Source organism: Streptosporangium sp. NPDC004379 (assembly GCF_042873875.1).
Lineage (GTDB): Bacteria > Actinomycetota > Actinomycetes > Streptosporangiales > Streptosporangiaceae > Streptosporangium.
Window position 1 is genome coordinate 581623 of the sequence record NZ_JBIAMC010000003.1, and the last position, 16875, is coordinate 598497.

Below are 16875 nucleotides of genomic sequence, written 5' to 3' on the forward strand. Positions count from 1 at the left end.
GCGGCTGCTCTCGCGGGAGCGCCGCAGGCGTCCCCGGCCCGTCGCTGCCCCGACGCCGTACGGCTCCTGTCGGGTATCCGCTCCCTCCTCGGAGCCGGGATGCCGGACGGCATCCGGAGATGGGTCGAGAGCGAGGTGCGGGACGCTCTTGCCTCCGCCTGCGAGGCCCGCCGGGAGTTCCCTGCTCCCGCGCCGCCATGGGCACCGCCCCCGGCCCCCGCTCCCGCGCCGCCATGGACACCGTCCGTGACCCCTGCCCCCATGTCGCCGTGGACGCCGTCTCCGGCACCCACTCCACCCCCGTCGTGGGTGCCGCCCTCGACCCGGGATGAGACCGGGATCGGAAGCCCTCCCGCCGATCAGCCGGCCGCCGGCCGGCCTTCCACTGGTCGGTCCTCCGCCGGCCGGCCTTCGGCTGGTCGGTCTCCTGCCGGGCGGCCGGCGGCCAGGGCGGGGAAACCCGGCGCTTCACCCATCCCCTCTCCCTCTTCGAGGTCGCGCCGGGCCTCGCCCGGCCTGACGGCCGTGGCCGCCGCCCTCCGCCATGTCGGCAGGCCGTACGTCTGGGGAGGCGGGTCCGGGGCGGGCCCGACGGGCGGCGGCTTCGACTGCTCGGGGCTCGCCCTGCACGCGTGGTCCAGGGCGGGTGTCACCCTCACCCACTACACCGGCAGCCAGTTCAGGCAGGGCCGCCGGGTGCCGCTCTCCCGGCTCCGCGCCGGAGACCTGGTCTTCTTCGGCGGCGGCGCGGGAGACCCCACCCACGTGGGTGTCTACGTCAAGAACGGCGTCATGGTCCACGCCCCCAAGACCGGTGACGTCGTCAAGCTGACGAACTTCACCGCCTCCCCCTACTACCGCGCCCGCTACCGCGGAGCCGTCCGCCCGGGTCCCCGGTGAGCCTGCCGCCCGGCCCCCGGTGACCGTTCGCCTTCCGTGATCTCCCCTCTGCGCTTCGAGTGTCAGTCCACCTCCAGAACCTGGTAATCTTTCACTCGCTGGCCCCCTTAGCTCAGGGGATAGAGCACCGGCCTCCGGAGCCGGGTGCGCAGGTTCGAATCCTGCAGGGGGCACCAGTGATCCACCAGGGGAAACCCGGCTACGACCCGCGGAAACGCGGGTCGTTTTGCTTTTTCTGACGGGTACGGGCTCGCCCGTCCAGTACGGATTCCGCGACCCGGAATCCGGCATCGGCCCGCCGGGCCCCGGAGTCGGGGCCCGGCGGGCCGGGGACGAGCGGTCAGGCGAGAGACGTCAGGCGAAGGACCAGGTGAAGATGTGCATCTGGCCCTCGCCCACCGGTGAGAAGCTCAGGGACTTGAGCGTCTTCCCCGGGGTCAGAGCGATGGGCTGGGAGGCGTACACATTGGCGCTGATGGGCTGGAGCAGCCAGGATCCCCAGAACTGCCGGTAGGGGGCGGTGGCCACGATCTCGTTGCCGTACTGGGGGGTGTCGTTGCCGAAGTCCAGGATCCAGTCGCTGAAGCCCAGCCGGGCCGTGCTCGTGGTCCCGTCGGTGTAGGTGAGCGTCACGGTGGTCTGGGGGTTGCCCTGGGTGCCGGCGCCGAGGAAGGAGAGCCTGCTCGCGCCGGCCGGGGCGGCCACGTCGAGGGGGGTGGAGCCGACGCGGATGTTGTCCCAGTCGCCCTTCTTGGTGTCGGGCCAGGTGAAGCGGAAGTCCTTCCAGGTCACCGGCTCGCCGGGGCGCAGGCCCGCATCGGCCAGCGCCTGGGCGGAGTAGCTGAAGCCGGGGCCGTCGAGGTTGGACTCGCCGGGCGAGGTGACGTCACCGATGCCGGCGTTGTTGCGGTGCCACTCGGGGGTGCCGCGGGCGGCGACGTTGAGCCGGACGCCGGCGGTCGTGTCGCCCACCGTGATCGGCACGGTGCGGAAGCCGGGCGCGGTGTCCTTCTGCACCGAGATCGTGAGCTTCACCTGCGCCTTCCCCGACGCCGTCACGGACAGCGTGCCGCCGGACGGCGTCACCGTGACGCCCGCGGGGGGCTGGGCCCGCCAGGTGAGGGTCGCCGCCCGGCTCAGGGAGCGGACGACCAGGTCCGTCTCGAAGGCGCCGCCCGGCTCCACCGGGCCGCTGCCGCGGGTCAGGCCCGCCAGGTACGGCTTCGAGCCCTGGTCGAAGGAGGGCGGGACGTCACGCGGGTCGCTCCCGAACCCCCGGTTCGGGGTGGAGCCGAGCGTGAAGTCCAGTTGCCCGCCGGCCGTGGCGAACGACTCCGGCAGCCACGCCCGGCTCGTCGCCGCGCCGTTGACCTTCAGCCCGCGGATGTACGGGGAGGCGGCGCCGGGCGCGTTGATCACGATGTCGCCCGCGGGTCGGTCGATCACCACGCGGTCGAACAGTGGCGTGCTGACCAGCAGTTCGGCGCGGCCGGGGATGGCGGGGTACAGGCCGATCGCCGACCAGACGTACCAGGCGCCCATGGTGCCCAGGTCGTCGTTGCCGACCAGTCCGTCGGGCCCGGGGCCGAACAGCTCCTTCTGCACGCGGCGTACCAGTTCCTGCGTCTTGTACGCCTGCCCGGTCCACGCGTACAGCCACGGCGCGGGCATCGCGGGCTCGTTGCCCATGTAGGCGTAGGGCCGCGCCGGGCCGGCGTTGAGCTCGGTGAAGTACTCGTCCAGGCGGGCGGCGGCCTTGTCGCGTCCGCCCATCGCCGTGAACAGCCCCTGCACGTTCTGCGGCACGAGCCACTGGTACTGGGCGCCGTTGCCCTCCATGTAGACGTCGGGGTCGCCCGGGTCGAACGGCGACTTGAACGAGCCCTCGCCCATGCGGGGCTGGATCCAGTCGTTGCCGGCGTTGAAGAGGTTCTGCCACGCCTGCGCCCGCCCCATGAACTCGGCGGTCGTGGTCCGGTCGCCGAGGCGGGCGGCGAGCTGGGCGATGCCGAAGTCGGCTATGCCGTACTCGAGGGTGGAGGAGGGGTCGTTCGGGACGTAGCCCTGCTTCATGAAGGCGGCGTTGCCGGGGCGTTCGTCGTAGCCGAGCTGCGGGTGGCCGATGTCCATGGGGCCGACCCGGCGTGCGGCCTCCGCCATGGCCCGGAGTGCGGCGGTGTACTCGAAGTCGCGGGCGCCGAAGGCGTACACGGTGGACAGGATCACGTGGAACGGGTCGCCGACCATGACGCCGGTGACGGCGGTCTGGTGGGACCAGCGGTCCCAGACGTTGCCGAGGGACTGGGCGTTGGCGTACATGGACTGGGCGATGTCGGAGGCCGCGTCGGGCGCGAGGAGTGCCAGGAGCTGCACCTCGCTGCGGTAGATGTCCCAGCCGGAGAAGGTCGCGTACTGGTGGTGGCCGGGACGGACCGTGCGGGTCTTGCCGTCCGGGCCGGTGTAGGAGCCGTCCACGTCGTCGAAGACGTACGGCTGGAGGAGGGTGTGGTAGAGGTTGCTGTAGAACGTCCGGCGCTGGTCCTTGGTGCCGCCGCCGACGGCCACCTTGCGCAGGCGGTCGTTCCAGACGGCGCCGGCCGCCTGCTTCACCTGGTCGAGGCCCTTGCCGCCGATCTCCGCCGCCAGGTTCCGCTTGGCGCCGTCGATGCTGACGTACGACAGGCCGACCCGCATCTGGACCGGCTGGGACGGGTCGAACTGCAGGTAGGCTCCCGACCCGGGCCCGTTCACCGTGACGTCGCCCGGCTCCACCAGGTCGCCCCTGACCTTGGCCTTGCCTGCGTTGGCCACCGTGGCCGCGCCGGGGCGGACCTCGTCGTCCTTCCAGGTGCCGTGGCCGGTGACCGGGCGGTCGAACTCGGCGTGGAAGTACACCTTGTAGCGCATCGGCGGGCCGCAGAAGCCGCCAGTCTGGACCCACCCCTCGACCGTGTTCCCGCTGATCCTGGTCTCGCCGTCGTCCACGCCGTTGACCGAGCCGCTGGTGTTCAGCAGGATCGTCCCGGGCTTGCCCTGCGGGAACGCGAAGCGGGCCACGCCGGCCCGCGCGGACACCGAGATCTCCGTCTTGATCCCGGTGTCCAGGACGCTGCTGTAGAAGCCGGGGGAGGCCGTCTCGTTCTCGTGTTTGAAGGTCTGGACGTAGTCCTCGCCGTGGGTGGCGGGGGAGCGGCCGACCGGCCCGGAGAAGGGCAGCACCGGGAAGTCCTGAGCGCCCGTGCAGCCCGGCCCCGAGATGTGCGTCATCGAGAATCCGCGTAGCCGGTCGTCCTCCCACCGGTAGCCGCCGCCCGCGTTGGCCACCGTGTCGGGGCTCCACTGCAGCATGCCGAACGGCAGCACGGCGCCGGGGAACGTCATGCCCCCGCCTCCGCCGTGGCCGAAGTCGGCCGCCGCCTCCTTGGTTCCGTGGAAGACGTTGACCAGGGAGGCGGGGTCGCGTTCGAGCGCCGTGTCCGTGGCGGTCACGGCCGGGCCGGGTGATATCAGGGTGGTCGCGACGAGGGCGGCGACCACGGGTAGGGACCATTGAGACAAGGCAGTCCTCCAGGGATGAGACCGCTATCACCGCACCTCGGGCCGCCGGTCGGGGTCAACGGGCAGAAGCGGCGGTCACAACCTGCCGTCCGGGGTAGGGGTGGACGGGCACGGGAACCGGTTGCCACATTCGCAGGTACCTGCGTGTCGAGCCGGTGTGAGGAAAGCAGCGATGACTGTCGTGCCCGCGGTTCCCGTCGAAAGCGCCGAAAGCGTCGAAATTCCAGCAGAGCCCGCCGCCGATCCCCGTGATCCCCGTGATCCCACGGTCAGGCTCGACCTGCTCCTCGATCCGGACTCGGCCGTGCCGCTCGGCGGCGCGGACGGGAGCGGCGTGACGGCCGTACACGGGCTGGTCGGCGGGGCTCCCGTCGTCGCCTACTGCACCGACGCCCGCGTGATGGGCGGTGCGCTGGGCGCGGCCGGGGCCATGCGCGTCGTGGCGGCCATCGAGGCCGCCGTACGCCGGGGCTGCCCGGTGATCGGCCTGTGGCACTCCGGAGGCGCCCGGCTGGCCGACGGCGTGGAGTCCATGGACGGTGTGGGCCGCATGTTCGCCGCGATGACCCGGGCCTCGGGCGTGGTGCCGCAGATCTCGGTCATCCTCGGACCCGCGGCGGGCGCGGCGGCGTACGGGCCCGCGCTCACCGACCTGGTCGTCATGGCGCCCGCCGGCCGGGTCTTCGTGACCGGCCCCGAGATCGTCCGCAGCGTCACCGGCGAGGTCATCGACATGGAGGGGCTCGGCGGTCCCGGCGCGCACGCCCGCAGGTCCGGTGTGACCCACGTGGTGGCCGCCGACGAGCGGGACGCGATCCGCCGCGCCCGCCTCCTGACCGGCTTCTTCACCTGCCGGGGGGCGTTCGACCTGGCCGCGCTGCGTGAACCCCATGAGACCCGCGAGCCCCGTGACCTGCGTGCGCTGCTGCCCGAGTCACCGCGCCGCGCCTACGACGTGCGCCCGCTGGTGCGCGGCCTGCTGGACGCCGACGGCGGCTTCGAGGAGCTGCAGCCCCGGTGGGCGGCCAACATCCTGGTCGGTCTCGGCCGGCTCGGCGGCCGGCCGGTCGGCGTGCTGGCCAACAACCCCCGCCACAAGGGCGGCTGCCTCGACGCGCTGTCGGCGGAGAAGGCCGCCAGGTTCGTCCGCATGTGCGATGCCCACGGGGTGCCGCTCGTCGTGCTGGTGGACGTGCCCGGCTACCTGCCGGGCGTCGGCCAGGAGTGGGACGGGGTGGTACGCCGCGGCGCCAAGCTGCTGCACGCCTTCGCCGAGTCCGTCGTGCCGCGGGTCACGCTGATCACCCGGAAGGCGTACGGCGGGGCGTACATCGCGATGAACTCCCGCTCGCTCGGCGCGACCACCACGTTCGCCTGGCCCGGCGCCGAGGTCGCGGTCATGGGCGCGGAGTCGGCCGTCGGAGTGCTGCACCGCAAGGCCCTCGCGGCCGTCCCCGAGGAGGAGCGCGAGGGGCTGCGCGCCCGGCTGGCCGAGGAGCACCGCCGGGTCGCGGGCGGCGTGGAGCGGGCCGTGGCCATCGGCGTCGTGGACGAAGTGATCGCTCCCGAGACCACCCGCCTGCGGATCGCCGAGGCCCTCGCCCGTGCCCCGCACACCCGTGGCCACCACTCCAACATCCCCTTGTGAGGAAACAGGAGGCACATCATGTCCCAGTTCACAGCCGTACTGGTGGGCGGGCCCGCCCACCTGCCCGCCGAGCGGCGGATCCAGAGCGTGGGCTCCCCGGACGAGACGCTCAAGCTCCCCCACGGCGCGGGGTACGAGCACTTCCGTCACCGTGGCGAGTCCACCGAGATCGGCGGTGAACCGGCCCTGGTCTTCGCCTGGGTCATGCGCACGGCCGTCGCGGAGTGACTCACAGGCGCTCACCGACCAGCCGGGCCGGCAGATCGGCGCGGCGGGACACGCTGAGCTTGCGGTAGACCCGTGTCAGGTGCTGTTCCACGGTGCTGACCGTGATGTGCAATTTGGCAGAGATATCCCGGTTCGAGTAGCCGTCGGCGGCCAGCGCGGCCACCCGCCGCTCCGCGTCGCTGAGGATCGGCTGCACACCCGGCGCCTCGCCGTCGTGGTCGCCCGGGGACAGCGCCTGACTCAACCCGTCCGCGTGACACTCCTGTGCCAGCGCCTTCGCCCGCCGCGCCAGCATCCCGCCGCGCCGGTACTCGCCGCTGGCGTGGTACGCCTCCACGAGGTCGAACAGGGCTCTGGCCAGCTCGTACCTGTCGCCGCCCGCCTGGAGCAGGTCGGCTGAGCGGCGCAGCAGGTTCACCCGGTGCCTGGCCTCCCCGGTGGCGGCCAGCACCCGCATCGCCATCCCGTGCACCCGCTTGGAGCGTCCGTGGCAGCGGTGCAGTTCCTCCTCGGCCAGGCGCCTCGCCTCGTCGAGGTCTCCGAGGCGGACCAGGCACTCGGCCGCGTCCACCCGCCAGGGGAGGAACTCCGGGCCGTCCAGACCCCACCGGGCCGTCAGCTCACCGCACAGCCGCAGGTCCCTCAGCGCCTGCTCGGCCTGCCCCGCCATGAGCGTGAAGCGGGCCTTGCCGTACAGGTAGAGCAGGCCGAAGCGGGTCTCCAGCATGGCCTCCGGCACGGGCTGGGTGGCGTGCGGCAGGCACGCGTCGTGGCGGGACATCGCCGCGCCGGCCCACAGCAGCGTGCCCAACGGGGCGCCGACGGCCACGCCCCAGCTGGCCGGAGGGATGATCTCCAGGGCGCGGCGGGCGTCGTGCGCGGCCGCGGCCAGGTCGCCGCGGCGCAGCCCGATCTCGGCGCGGATGGCCGACAGCCGGGCCTGCCTGCTGGGCGCCCGGCGGCGTACGGCCTCGTCGATGAAGGCGTCGCACCACGGCGCGGCCCGGTCGGCGCGTCCCACGTACGTGAGGGTCAGCAGCGCGCTCTCGACCGTGTCCATGGACATCTCGTCCAGCTGCGAGCCGCCCAGGACGCGTTCGGCGGTCGCCGCGGTCCCCGTGTTCGGGCCCTCCCTCAGGGCCTTCACCAGCATGTTCGCCGACTCGATGCGGCGGGACGCGGTGAGCGAGTGCGCGGCGCAGGCGTTCTCGCGGGCGTTCGGCTCGGGCAGGTGGGACAGGAACGACGGGGAGGCGCCGCGGAACCAGGCGCGGGCGACGGTCAGCTCCGTCATGCCCTCCCGGTCCAGCTCGTCCAGGTCCCCGAGGTGGTCCAGGACGTCCTTGGCGTCGGCCACGTGGCCGTGCCACAGCAGCGCCTTGGCGAGCACCACGGCGTCGCCGCCGCCCAGATGGCCCTTGTGCAGGGCCTCGGTCAGCTCGGCCAGCTGCCCGGCCGGGGTGCTGGGGTTGATGCGCCACTTGGCGCGCACGAGCTTGGTGGCGATCCTGGCGCGCCACCGTTCGTCGGCACAGCCCTGCCAGGCCAGTTTCAGGTACTCGATGGCCGGTTCCACGCGGCCGTCGCGCAGCGCGTGACCCGCGGCCTCCTCCAGCACCGACACGTTCCACGGCTCGCCGGCGTGACCGGCCAGCAGCAGGTGGCCGGCCACCACCGCCACCGCCGCGCCGTCGTGGTAGGTCAGCTCGGCGGCGCGGCGGTGCAGGCCGGCGCGGTCGGCGGAGTCGATCGCGGCCAGCACCGCCGACCGGGCGGCGTCGTGCCGGAAACCGCTCTCGGCCAGCAGCCCGGCCCGGGTCAGCGTCCGGACCGCCTGGGCGGTGTCGGCCTCGCTCTCGCCCAGCAGGCGGGCGGCCGGACCGGGCTCGCCCAGGACGGCCAGCGCGCGGGCCACCCGCAGCAGGTCCGGATCGGCGCCGTGCAGGCAGGTCAGCACGGCCTCGCCGTACCGCTCGTCGGGGGCGCCCGTCTCCCGGAAGTCATCGGCGAGCGCGTCCACCAGGAGACGGTTGCCGCCGCTCAGCTCGTGGCAGCGCGCCGCGTGGAGGTCGGCCGTCTCCCGGCCCGCCCGCTCGGCCACCCGTTCGGCCACCTCCCCCGGCGACAGATGGGCGAGCGTGACCTGGCGGCAGTGGGGCAGGCGCAGCAGGTCGGCGTGGAGCGGGAACGGCCGGCGCGAGTCCCGGCCGGCGCCGCCGAAGACCAGCATGACCTTGGCGTACTTCACCCGGCGGGCCAGGTAGGACAGGCAGAGCTGGGAGCCGCGGTCGGCGTGGTGGGCGTCGTCCACCACGATCAGCAGCGGGCAGCGCTCCGACAGCTCCAGCAGGACCGTGCAGAGCGCGTCCACGATCTGCACGTCCATGTGGCCGAGGGTCTCGCCCGTGAGCTGGGCGCGGGCGCCCTCCTGCAGGAGGCTCAGCGTGGTCGCGCGGTGCTCCTCCGGCATCGGCGTGTTGTGCACGAGCTGCGACAGCACGCCGAGGGGCAGGTCCCGTTCCGTCCGCGAGCCGGTCGCGGTGAGCGGGAGGGCGCCGTGGTCGAACGCGTGCTCGGTGAGGCCGTCCAGCAACCGGCTCTTGCCGGTGGCGATCGGGCCCGTGACCATCGCGATGCGGCCCTGCCCCGACACCGCCTCGTTCAGAAGGTCCCGCAGGAGGGCCATCCCCTGTACCTGGTCGTGCTCGGCCATGAAGGCCCTCCTTGACGGTGGTGCTGGTATGGCGGGGTGCGGCGGGTCGTGCGCCGACGGGGTGCGCGGGCCGGGCCGGCGGACGCGTCCGGGGCGGGGCGGTCTCCTCCTCGCGCCGGTGACCGCCGGCCGGGCGTGCGCCCGTCAGCCCGCGGTGGCGAGGGGACGGGGGAGGGGGCGGCGGGACGGCTCGGGGCACTCCACCGGACGGTCCCGCAGCGCCGCGCGGACGGCCGAGAAGGCGGAGGCGGCCACGTCGGCGTGCATGCCCGCGCCCCAGGACGTGCCCCCGTCCACCGCGCACTCCGCGTAGATCACGACCTCGCCGGGGGAGCGGCCGCCGGGCGGCCTCCCCGGGTGCGCGTCGTGCAGCGGCGGCTCGGTGGTGTGGACCGCGAGGACCCGGATCCCCCAGGGGGCGAGCACCGAGGCCAGGTCCTCGGCGGCGGCCGCGCCCGGCCCGGCCGGCACCGCGCCCCCGTCGATGTGGAGCGTGACCTCGACCGGCTCCCGGCTCAGCGGCAGCGGGCGGAAGGGGTCGCCGTGGTAGAGGTGCGCCTCGCGGAACAGCGCGCCGATGCGCTCCGGCGACAGCTCGCCGCCGCCGGCGTCGGCCTGCGCCTGCACGCGGACGGCCAGGTCCGCCTGGAGGCCGCGCGGCAGGTTGAGCCCGTGCCAGGCGCTCATCACGTACGCCACGCCGCCCTTGCCGGACTGGCTGTTGACCCGGACCACCGCCTCGTAGGTGCGGCCCACGTCCCTGGGGTCGACCGGCAGGTACGGCATCTCCCACGGCAGCTCGTCCACCGGCGTCCCGGTCGCGGCGGAGCGCCGTTCGCGCTCGTCGAAGCCCTTCTTGATGGCGTCCTGATGGGAACCGGAGAACGCCGTGTAGACCAGGTCGCCGCCGTAGGGGTGGCGCGGGTGGACCGGGAGCTGGTTGCACAGCTCGACGGTGCGGCGCACGGCGTTGATGTCGGAGAAGTCGATGCCCGGGTCGACGCCCTGGACGTACATGTTCATGCCCAGGGTCACCAGGCAGACGTTGCCCGCGCGCTCGCCGTTGCCGAACAGGCAGCCCTCGATCCGCTCGGCCCCCGCGAGCAGCGCCAGCTCGGCGGAGGCCACGCCGGTGCCGCGGTCGTTGTGCGGGTGGATCGACAGGCAGACGTGCGCGCGGCGGGACAGGTTGCGGTCGAGCCACTCGATCTGGTCGGCGAAGACGTTCGGCAGCGAGCGCTCGACGGTCGTGGGGAAGTTCAGGATGATGCCGCGGCCCGCCTCCGGTTGCCAGACGTCCATGACGGCCTCGCAGACCTCCAGCGAGAAGTCGAGCTCGGTCTCGTTGAACAGCTCGGGGGAGTACTGGTAGCCGAGGTCGCAGTCGCCGAGGACGCGTTCGGCGTGGTCCATCATGACCTGCGTGGCGCGCACGGCCAGGTCGCGGCAGTCGTCCCGGCCGATGCCGAAGACCAGCCGGCGGAACAGCGGGGACGTGGCGTTGTAGATGTGGACCAGCGCGCGCGGGGCGCCCCTGAGCGCGTCGACGGTGTCCCTGATCAGCTCCTCGCGGGCCTGCGTCAGCACGGTGATGCGGACGTCGTCGGGGATGCGGTCCTCCTCGATGAGCAGGCGCAGGAAGTCGCGGTCGTCCTGGCTGGCGACGGGGAAGCCGACCTCGATCTCCTTGTATCCCATGCGCACGAGCAGCTCGAACATCACCAGCTTGCGCTCGGGGGACATCGGGCGGGCCAGCGACTGGTTGCCGTCGCGCAGGTCGGTGGACAGCCAGCGGGGGGCCTCATGGATGCGCCTGCCGGGCCATGTGCGGTCCGTCAGGTCGATGGGCCGGAATTCTCGGTAGCGTTCGGCACCCAGCATCCTCGGATTTCCTTTCCCTGGATCGGATGAGTCGCGGCGGTCCGCGGGGTTACCGTTGTCGCGGCGTTCTTCGCGAGCGCGGCGCACGGGGGGAGAAACGGAACGCTCGCCTCTCCTCCGCGAATCCGCTCCGGTCCTGTGGGGATCTTGACTGGGTGTGCCGAAGTTATAGGGGGTCGCGGACCGCGACAAGGCAGGGGGTCAGGAGTTCGTCCCCGGTGTCGGGAGGAGCACTCCAGGGGTATCGAAAGGCGCATCCCCCCTGCTGCTTTCGGGTCACGCCACTTATCGCGACCCTGACGGCGGTCAACACTCCAGTCATGGCGGCTATCGATCTCACGCTCCGGACCGTTCCGGCTCTTCCCCGCACCTTCGCCCGCACCCTCGCCCTCTGCCTCGCCGAAGCCCGCCCGCTCGTCCTGGCGGTCTCGCTCCTGCGCTTCCTGTCCGGCGTCGCCCTGGCCGTGCCGGTGGCCGCGGCGCCCGATCCGCTGACGGTCCTGAGGGGGGCGGCCGCCTGGGTGCTGTCCGTTTTCGCCGTCTACCTGTTCAACGGCGTCACCGACGTCACCGAGGACCGGATCAACGGCTCCGGCAGGCCGATCGCCCGCGGCGCCCTGGACCGGCGGGCCGCCGCCGCCGTCGGCGCCGTGGGCGCAGGCCTGGCGATGTCGGCCACCGTGGGGCTTCCGGCGTCGATGGCCTGGATCGTCGGGGGCAACCTGGTGCTGGGCTACCTCTACTCGGGGCCGCCGCTGCGGCTCAAGGGCAGCGCGGCCGGGACGGTGGCCGTGCTGTGCCTGTCAGGGCTGCTGTCGTACCTGGGCGGGTTCGTCGTGGCGACGGCCGGCGGTACGGGCGTCCCGGTGCCTCCTGACCTGAAGGTCTTCGCCGTGGCGGCGATCGGGTGGATGGTGCTGGTCGGCGTGCCGGCGAAGGATCTCTCCGACATCGAGGGCGACGCCGCCGCCGGACGGCGCACGTTCGGCGTGCTCGTCGGGGAGCGCGGGGCGCGGCTGGCGATGACGGCGGCCTCGATGACCCTGTGCGCCGCGCTCGGCGCGGCCGTCTGGCGGCTCGGGCTGCCTCTGCTGGGCGTCCTGGCGGCCATGGCCGCGGGGAGCGCCGGCGTCGTCGCCGCGGCCCGTCGGCGGCGGGCGGAGAGGGGACGCAGATCGCTGCGCCGGCCGTACGGCGTGTTTATGGGAACGCAATATGCCGTTCATCTGGCCGCTGTTGTGTGTGCCATATGAATGCATCTTTGAATGGCGTGTGAAGGACCGGCGGGCGGCCCCGGTCGCGGTCGTCACCGTGACGGTCCCGAACCGCCTTGCGGCGCCGTCGCCCCGGCGGGCCCGGCGTGCCGCGCCGGAAGGCGGGTGGACGGCCGCGCCGTCCCGGACCGTCTCCTCCGGCGGGTGGCACGGGGGTGCGGGAGGCCCGGCCTCACGGGATCGGCTGCGCGTCACGGACGCGCCGCCGACGGCCGCTCCGGCGCGGTGAGCGGTGGAAGACGGGATTCCTCCTGGTCATCTGACCCATATGAACGGAAATGTTGCCTTATTGTCGGAGGCAAGGGATAGTTGGGGAGCGCTCCATCGTTAGTCCCGCAGCGGAGGGGGGATATTGGCGGTGCACGGGCAGTCGGACGATCCGGCGAAATTAGTTGAAGCGTGTCGCAATGAAATAGTCGCCGAGTTCGAGTCGGCCCTGCAGGCCGCCGGGAGCATGGTCTTCACGGATGCGCGAGCCCGTGACCAGGCCCTCTCGACCGCCCGATACGTCCTGGACGACGTGGTGGCCACGCTACGCGCCGGTAAGGTGCAGATAAGCGAACTGTACAAATTCCACGCCTGGGAAGTCGGAAACGCGAGGGCGGTCGCCGGCGTTCATCCGAAAGCCTCGCTTGAGGCGGGCTCACTTTTTTTCCGCGTGGCGTTACGCCATCTGGTCAGGGGAATCGCCGCGGAGACGGACTACGGCACGACCGCGGAGCTGGTCACGCTGGCGGTCGCCGGCCTGGAGGAGAGCCTGTCCCGGCGGGTGCGCGAGTCCGCCGACAGCTACCACGGCTTCCTGCTCGACCTGGTGCGCGAGGCGCAGGAGGAGGAGCGCCGCCGTATCGCCCGTGAGCTGCACGACCGCATCGGCCACGGCCTCAGCGTCGCCCACCAGCAACTGGCGTTGTCGGAGGCGTACCGCGCGTCCGACGCGGCCCGCGCCTCCGCCAAGACCGGCATGGTGCAGCAGGCCATCCAGGAGACCATGGAGAACCTGCGGCAGCTCACCTCCGAGCTGCACCCGCAGACGCCGGTCAAGAGCCTGGAGAAGTCGCTGATCGGCTTCCTGGAGGAGATGGAGGACGACGAGGTCTCCGTCGTCCTCGACGTCAGCGGCGACGAGTCGTGGGCCGATCCGCGGGTGCGCGACGAGGCGTTCCTCATCGTGCGCGAGGCCGTGCGCAACGCCCTCACCCACGGGAACCCGCCCATGGTCCTGGTGCGCGTGAACATCGCCCCCCACGAACTGTCGGCATCGGTGCTGGACAACGGCCGCGGCTTCGATCCGGGAGCCGAACGCGGCCACGGGGTCGGCATGGCGTCCATGCGTGAGCGCGCCGAGCTGCTCGACGGCCGGGTCGTCGTCACCAGCGAGGCGGGGCAGGGCTGCCTCGTCGAGCTGTTCATCCCGTTGAAGAGAAGATCCCGTGATCGCAGAGACGCCTAGCGACGCCATCTCCGTGGTGCTGGTCGACGACCACGCGCTGTTCCGCGAGGGGCTGCGCGAGATCCTCGAGTGCGACGGCGGCATCCGCATCGTCGGCGAGGCCGGCGACTCCGAGACGGCCGTGGCCGTGGTCGCGAGGACCCACCCCGACGTGGTGCTGCTCGACGTCGAGATCCCCGGTGACGAGGTCACCGAGACGGTCGCCAACATCAGGAGGCTGTCGCCCGACACCCGGATCATCATCCTCAGCATGTACGACGGCTCGCAGCTCCTCATCCGGCTGCTGTCCGCGGGCATCCGCGGCTACCTGCTCAAGAGCGTGCACCGGCACGAGCTGATCGCGGCGGTGCACAGCGTGCACGAGGACGCCTCCAGGGTCGTGCTGGCCGTCTCGCGTCACAGTCTGGCCAGGGTGGAGTCGCCGAGCGCCGGGACGCTGTCGCAGAAGGAGCTGGAGGTGCTGCAGCTGGCGGCGCAGGCGCTGAGCAACGTGCAGATCGCGCGGCGGCTCGGGCTGGCCGAGGCCACCGTGAAGCGGCACCTGCGCAACATCTTCGTCAAGCTCAACGCGGTCTCGCGGATCGACGCGGTGAACAAGGCCCTGGCCATGTCCCTGATCTCGCCCCCGCCCAGGAGCGAGGTGGACTGATCCCGGCCGGAGACCGCTCACAACGGCGGTGACTCCGGCGGGACGCAGTGGACGACGGGGAACAGGTCGTCCAGCCTGGCGAGGGTCTCGGGAGGCAGCTCGACCGAGGCGGCGGCCAGGTTCATCTCCAGGTGCACCGGGTCGCGGGTGCTCGGCACGGGGATGACGTGCTCGCCCCGCGAGAACAGCCAGCTCAGCGCGACCCGTCCGGCCCCCAGGTCGAGCTGGGCCGCCGCCGACTCGAGCTCCTGGAGCCGGGAGCAGCTGCTGTGGCGGTGGTCGGGGTGGAAGCGGGGGTCGGCATGCCGCCAGTCGTCCGGCTCGAACCTGGCCTGCGGCCGGACCCGGCCGGTGAGGAAGCCGCGGCCGAGCGGCCGGGCGGCGATCACGGCGATGCCCAGCTCGCGGGCGGCGGCCAGCAGCCCGGGGGAGGGAGGCGGCCCCCACAGGGAGTACTCGACGCCGACCGCGCTGACCGGATGGACGGCGTGCGCGCGGCGCACCTGCTCGGTCGTGCCGCCGGACAGCCCCAAACGACGGATCTTGCCCGCGCGCACCAGCTCGGCCAGCCCCGCCACGCTCTCCTCCAGGGGTACCCGGGTGTCCCGGCAGTGGAGATGGAACAGGTCGACGCAATCGGTGCGCAGGCGCCTGAGCGAGGCGTGCAGGGAACGCTCCAGCTCGCGCGGACGGCCGTCGAACACGACCGGGCCGCCGGGCCCGGCCACGCGAGCCCCGCCGCGGGTGCACACCGTCACCTCGCCGGACCGTCCGGCGAGCACCCGCCCGATCAGGCTCTCCACCTGCCCGTCCGCGTAGAAGTCCGCCGTGTCGAGCAGCGTCACCCCGGCGTCGAGCGCCCTGCGCACCAGCCGCTCGGCATCGTGGGGCTCGACCGGCCCGTACGCGCCGCTCAGGGCGAGTGTGCCGAGCCCGACGGCGGAGACGACCGGGCCCGCAGGACCCAACCTGGTGTGACGCACGAAATCCCCTTCGCGGAACGGAAATTCTTCTCGACAGGGTAAGTCAAGAGTGGAAACTTTGTTTGTCGACCGGCGTGACTTTAAGCCGGTGCGCAGATGCAACAATGACACATTAGGGGGCGGAAGGCATGCGGGAGGGCAGGTCGAGGGGTGGGCGGGTGCGCCGGACCCCTAGTCGAACCCCTGTTTTCCGGGCCGTCCCCACTGATACTCCGCGCAGCCCTTTTCGGGAAATGCCGTGCCTGGTTACTGTGCGACGGAGGGCGGACGAGAGGAGGCGCGGGGTGATCGAGGAGATTCTTCCCGACACTGTCGTGTCCTTCCATGCCTTCACCGACCCGCCCGGCGTCGTGCTCTTCCCCGAAGAGGCCGATCTGGTCCGGAACGCCGTGGAGAAACGGCGCAGGGAGTTCACCACCGCCCGCCACTGCGTGCACCGCGCCATGGAACTCCTGGGCGTGCCCCCCGTCCCCGTGCTGTCCGGCGCCTACGGCGAGCCCGTCTGGCCCCCCGGCGTGGTCGGCAGCATCACCCACTGCGCCGGCTACCGCGCCGCCGCGGTCGGCGCGGCGCCCGCCGCCATCGGCATCGACGCCGAGCCCGACGGGCCGCTGCCGCCCGGGGTGCTGGAGGCCGTCTCGCTTCCCCAGGAGCGCCGGATGCTGCGCCGGCTGGCCGCCGACCATCCGGGCCCGAGCTGGGACCGCATCCTGTTCAGCGCCAAGGAGTCGGTCTACAAGGCGTGGTATCCGCTGGCCTGGCGCTGGCTGGACTTCCAGGACGCGGTGATCGTCCTGGATCCGCTGCGGGGCACGTTCGAGGCCCGGCTGCTGGTGGCCGGACTGCGCTGGCAGGGGAGACCGCTGAGCGGGTTCGCGGGGCGCTGGACGTCCGGCAACGGGCTGGTGCTCACGGCGGTCGTCATGACCGCCGCCCGGGCCGGGGGATCCGCGGAAGGCGCGGCGGCATGACCGGGCCCTGGGCCCGCGCGGCACGGGCCTGACATGGAGTACCGCGAGCTGGCCGTGACGGGCGCGTACGCGTTCGTCCCCGAGGTTCTCCCCGACGCCCGGGGCGGCTCCGTCTCCCCGTACCGGGAGAGCGTGTTCACCGCGGCGGTGGGGCGGCCGTTCCCCGTGGCGGAGATCGGCAGGAGCGTGTCCCGGCGCGGCGTGGTCCGCGGCGTGCACTACACGCTGACGCCGCCCGGCACCGCCAGGTACGTCCACTGCGCCGCGGGACGGGCCCTGGACGTCGCCGTGGACCTGCGGGCGGGCTCGCCCACGTTCGGGCGGTGGGAGGCGGTCGAGCTGAGCGGCGACGGCGGGGAGGCGGTCTACCTGCCGCCCGGGGTCGGGCACGCGTTCACCGCGCTGGAGGACGGCACGGTGATGTGCCACCTCCTGTCGAGGGAGCACCGCGGGGAGCACGAGCTCACGCTGTCGTACTTCGACCACGAACTGGGGCTGCCCCTGCCGGTCGAGTCCCCGCTGGTGTCGGACCGCGACCGGCGGGCGCCCACCCTGGCCGAGGCGGCGGCCCGCGGCCTGCTGCCCCGCTACTGAGCCGGCGGCACGCGGCCTCCGCG

General features: G+C 72.8%; 13 protein-coding genes and 1 tRNA gene. 10 read left to right on the plus strand and 4 right to left on the minus strand.

The features are described from left to right. The first annotated feature begins 197 nt into the window (after positions 1-197). The 3 genes from ACFYSC_RS09790 to ACFYSC_RS09800 all read left to right on the plus strand — a co-directional run bounded on the left by ACFYSC_RS09790 (position 198) and on the right by ACFYSC_RS09800 (position 1076). Positions 198-332, plus strand: coding sequence for a hypothetical protein (locus ACFYSC_RS09790; protein WP_389959143.1), 135 nt, complete (start codon positions 198-200; stop codon positions 330-332). A gap of 193 nt (positions 333-525) precedes the next feature. After that, positions 526-900 (plus strand): C40 family peptidase, encoded by a 375-nt coding sequence (locus ACFYSC_RS09795; RefSeq protein WP_389959146.1) that lies wholly within the window; start codon positions 526-528, stop codon positions 898-900. Between the two features lie 101 nt (positions 901-1001). Beyond that, positions 1002-1076: transfer RNA gene (locus ACFYSC_RS09800), tRNA-Arg, on the plus strand. A 178-nt stretch (positions 1077-1254) separates the two neighbouring features. Here the strand turns inward: ACFYSC_RS09800 and ACFYSC_RS09805 are convergent. Continuing rightward, a complete protein-coding gene (locus ACFYSC_RS09805) occupies positions 1255-4437 on the minus strand; it encodes a GH92 family glycosyl hydrolase (protein WP_389959149.1) in 3183 nt (1060 codons plus the stop codon). Between the two features lie 193 nt (positions 4438-4630). Between ACFYSC_RS09805 and ACFYSC_RS09810 the strand changes: the two genes are divergently transcribed. Both ACFYSC_RS09810 and ACFYSC_RS09815 read left to right on the plus strand, forming a co-directional pair. After that, positions 4631-6106: an acyl-CoA carboxylase subunit beta gene (locus ACFYSC_RS09810; RefSeq protein WP_389959152.1), complete on the plus strand. Its 1476-nt coding sequence runs from the start codon at positions 4631-4633 to the stop codon at positions 6104-6106. An 18-nt stretch (positions 6107-6124) separates the two neighbouring features. Then, a complete protein-coding gene (locus ACFYSC_RS09815; RefSeq protein WP_362942986.1) occupies positions 6125-6334 on the plus strand; it encodes a DUF5988 family protein in 210 nt (69 codons plus the stop codon). Position 6335: 1 nt separating this feature from the next. On the opposite strand, the gene ACFYSC_RS09820 is transcribed toward ACFYSC_RS09815, so the two are convergent. Further along, positions 6336-9047 carry an AAA family ATPase gene (locus tag ACFYSC_RS09820; protein ID WP_389959156.1) on the minus strand — a complete coding sequence of 904 codons (2712 nt, stop codon included), beginning with the start codon at positions 9045-9047 and terminating at the stop codon, positions 6336-6338. Between the two features lie 144 nt (positions 9048-9191). Beyond that, positions 9192-10928 (minus strand): 2-isopropylmalate synthase, encoded by a 1737-nt coding sequence (locus ACFYSC_RS09825; protein WP_389959159.1) that lies wholly within the window; start codon positions 10926-10928, stop codon positions 9192-9194. A 320-nt stretch (positions 10929-11248) separates the two neighbouring features. On the opposite strand from ACFYSC_RS09825, the gene ACFYSC_RS09830 reads away from it, so the two are divergent. The 3 genes from ACFYSC_RS09830 to ACFYSC_RS09840 all read left to right on the plus strand — a co-directional run bounded on the left by ACFYSC_RS09830 (position 11249) and on the right by ACFYSC_RS09840 (position 14304). Then, positions 11249-12181: a UbiA family prenyltransferase gene (locus ACFYSC_RS09830; RefSeq protein WP_389959161.1), complete on the plus strand. Its 933-nt coding sequence runs from the start codon at positions 11249-11251 to the stop codon at positions 12179-12181. 679 nt (positions 12182-12860) lie between these two features. Next, positions 12861-13655 (plus strand): sensor histidine kinase, encoded by a 795-nt coding sequence (locus tag ACFYSC_RS09835; RefSeq protein ID WP_389959164.1) that lies wholly within the window; start codon positions 12861-12863, stop codon positions 13653-13655. Further along, positions 13636-14304, plus strand: coding sequence for a response regulator (locus ACFYSC_RS09840; RefSeq protein ID WP_389959167.1), 669 nt, complete (start codon positions 13636-13638; stop codon positions 14302-14304). Before ACFYSC_RS09835 ends, ACFYSC_RS09840 begins: the two co-directional genes overlap by 20 nt. Positions 14305-14321: 17 nt before the next feature. Here ACFYSC_RS09840 and ACFYSC_RS09845 read toward each other — a convergent pair whose 3' ends face one another. Next, positions 14322-15287, minus strand: coding sequence for an aldo/keto reductase (locus ACFYSC_RS09845; RefSeq protein WP_389959170.1), 966 nt, complete (start codon positions 15285-15287; stop codon positions 14322-14324). A 284-nt stretch (positions 15288-15571) separates the two neighbouring features. Here ACFYSC_RS09845 and ACFYSC_RS09850 point away from each other — a divergent pair, with 284 nt between their 5' ends. Continuing rightward, entirely contained in the window at positions 15572-16258 is a 687-nt protein-coding gene (locus ACFYSC_RS09850) for a 4'-phosphopantetheinyl transferase (protein ID WP_389959173.1), read from the plus strand. 33 nt (positions 16259-16291) lie between these two features. Beyond that, positions 16292-16852 (plus strand): dTDP-4-dehydrorhamnose 3,5-epimerase family protein, encoded by a 561-nt coding sequence (locus ACFYSC_RS09855; protein WP_389959175.1) that lies wholly within the window; start codon positions 16292-16294, stop codon positions 16850-16852. Positions 16853-16875: the final 23 nt, after the last annotated feature.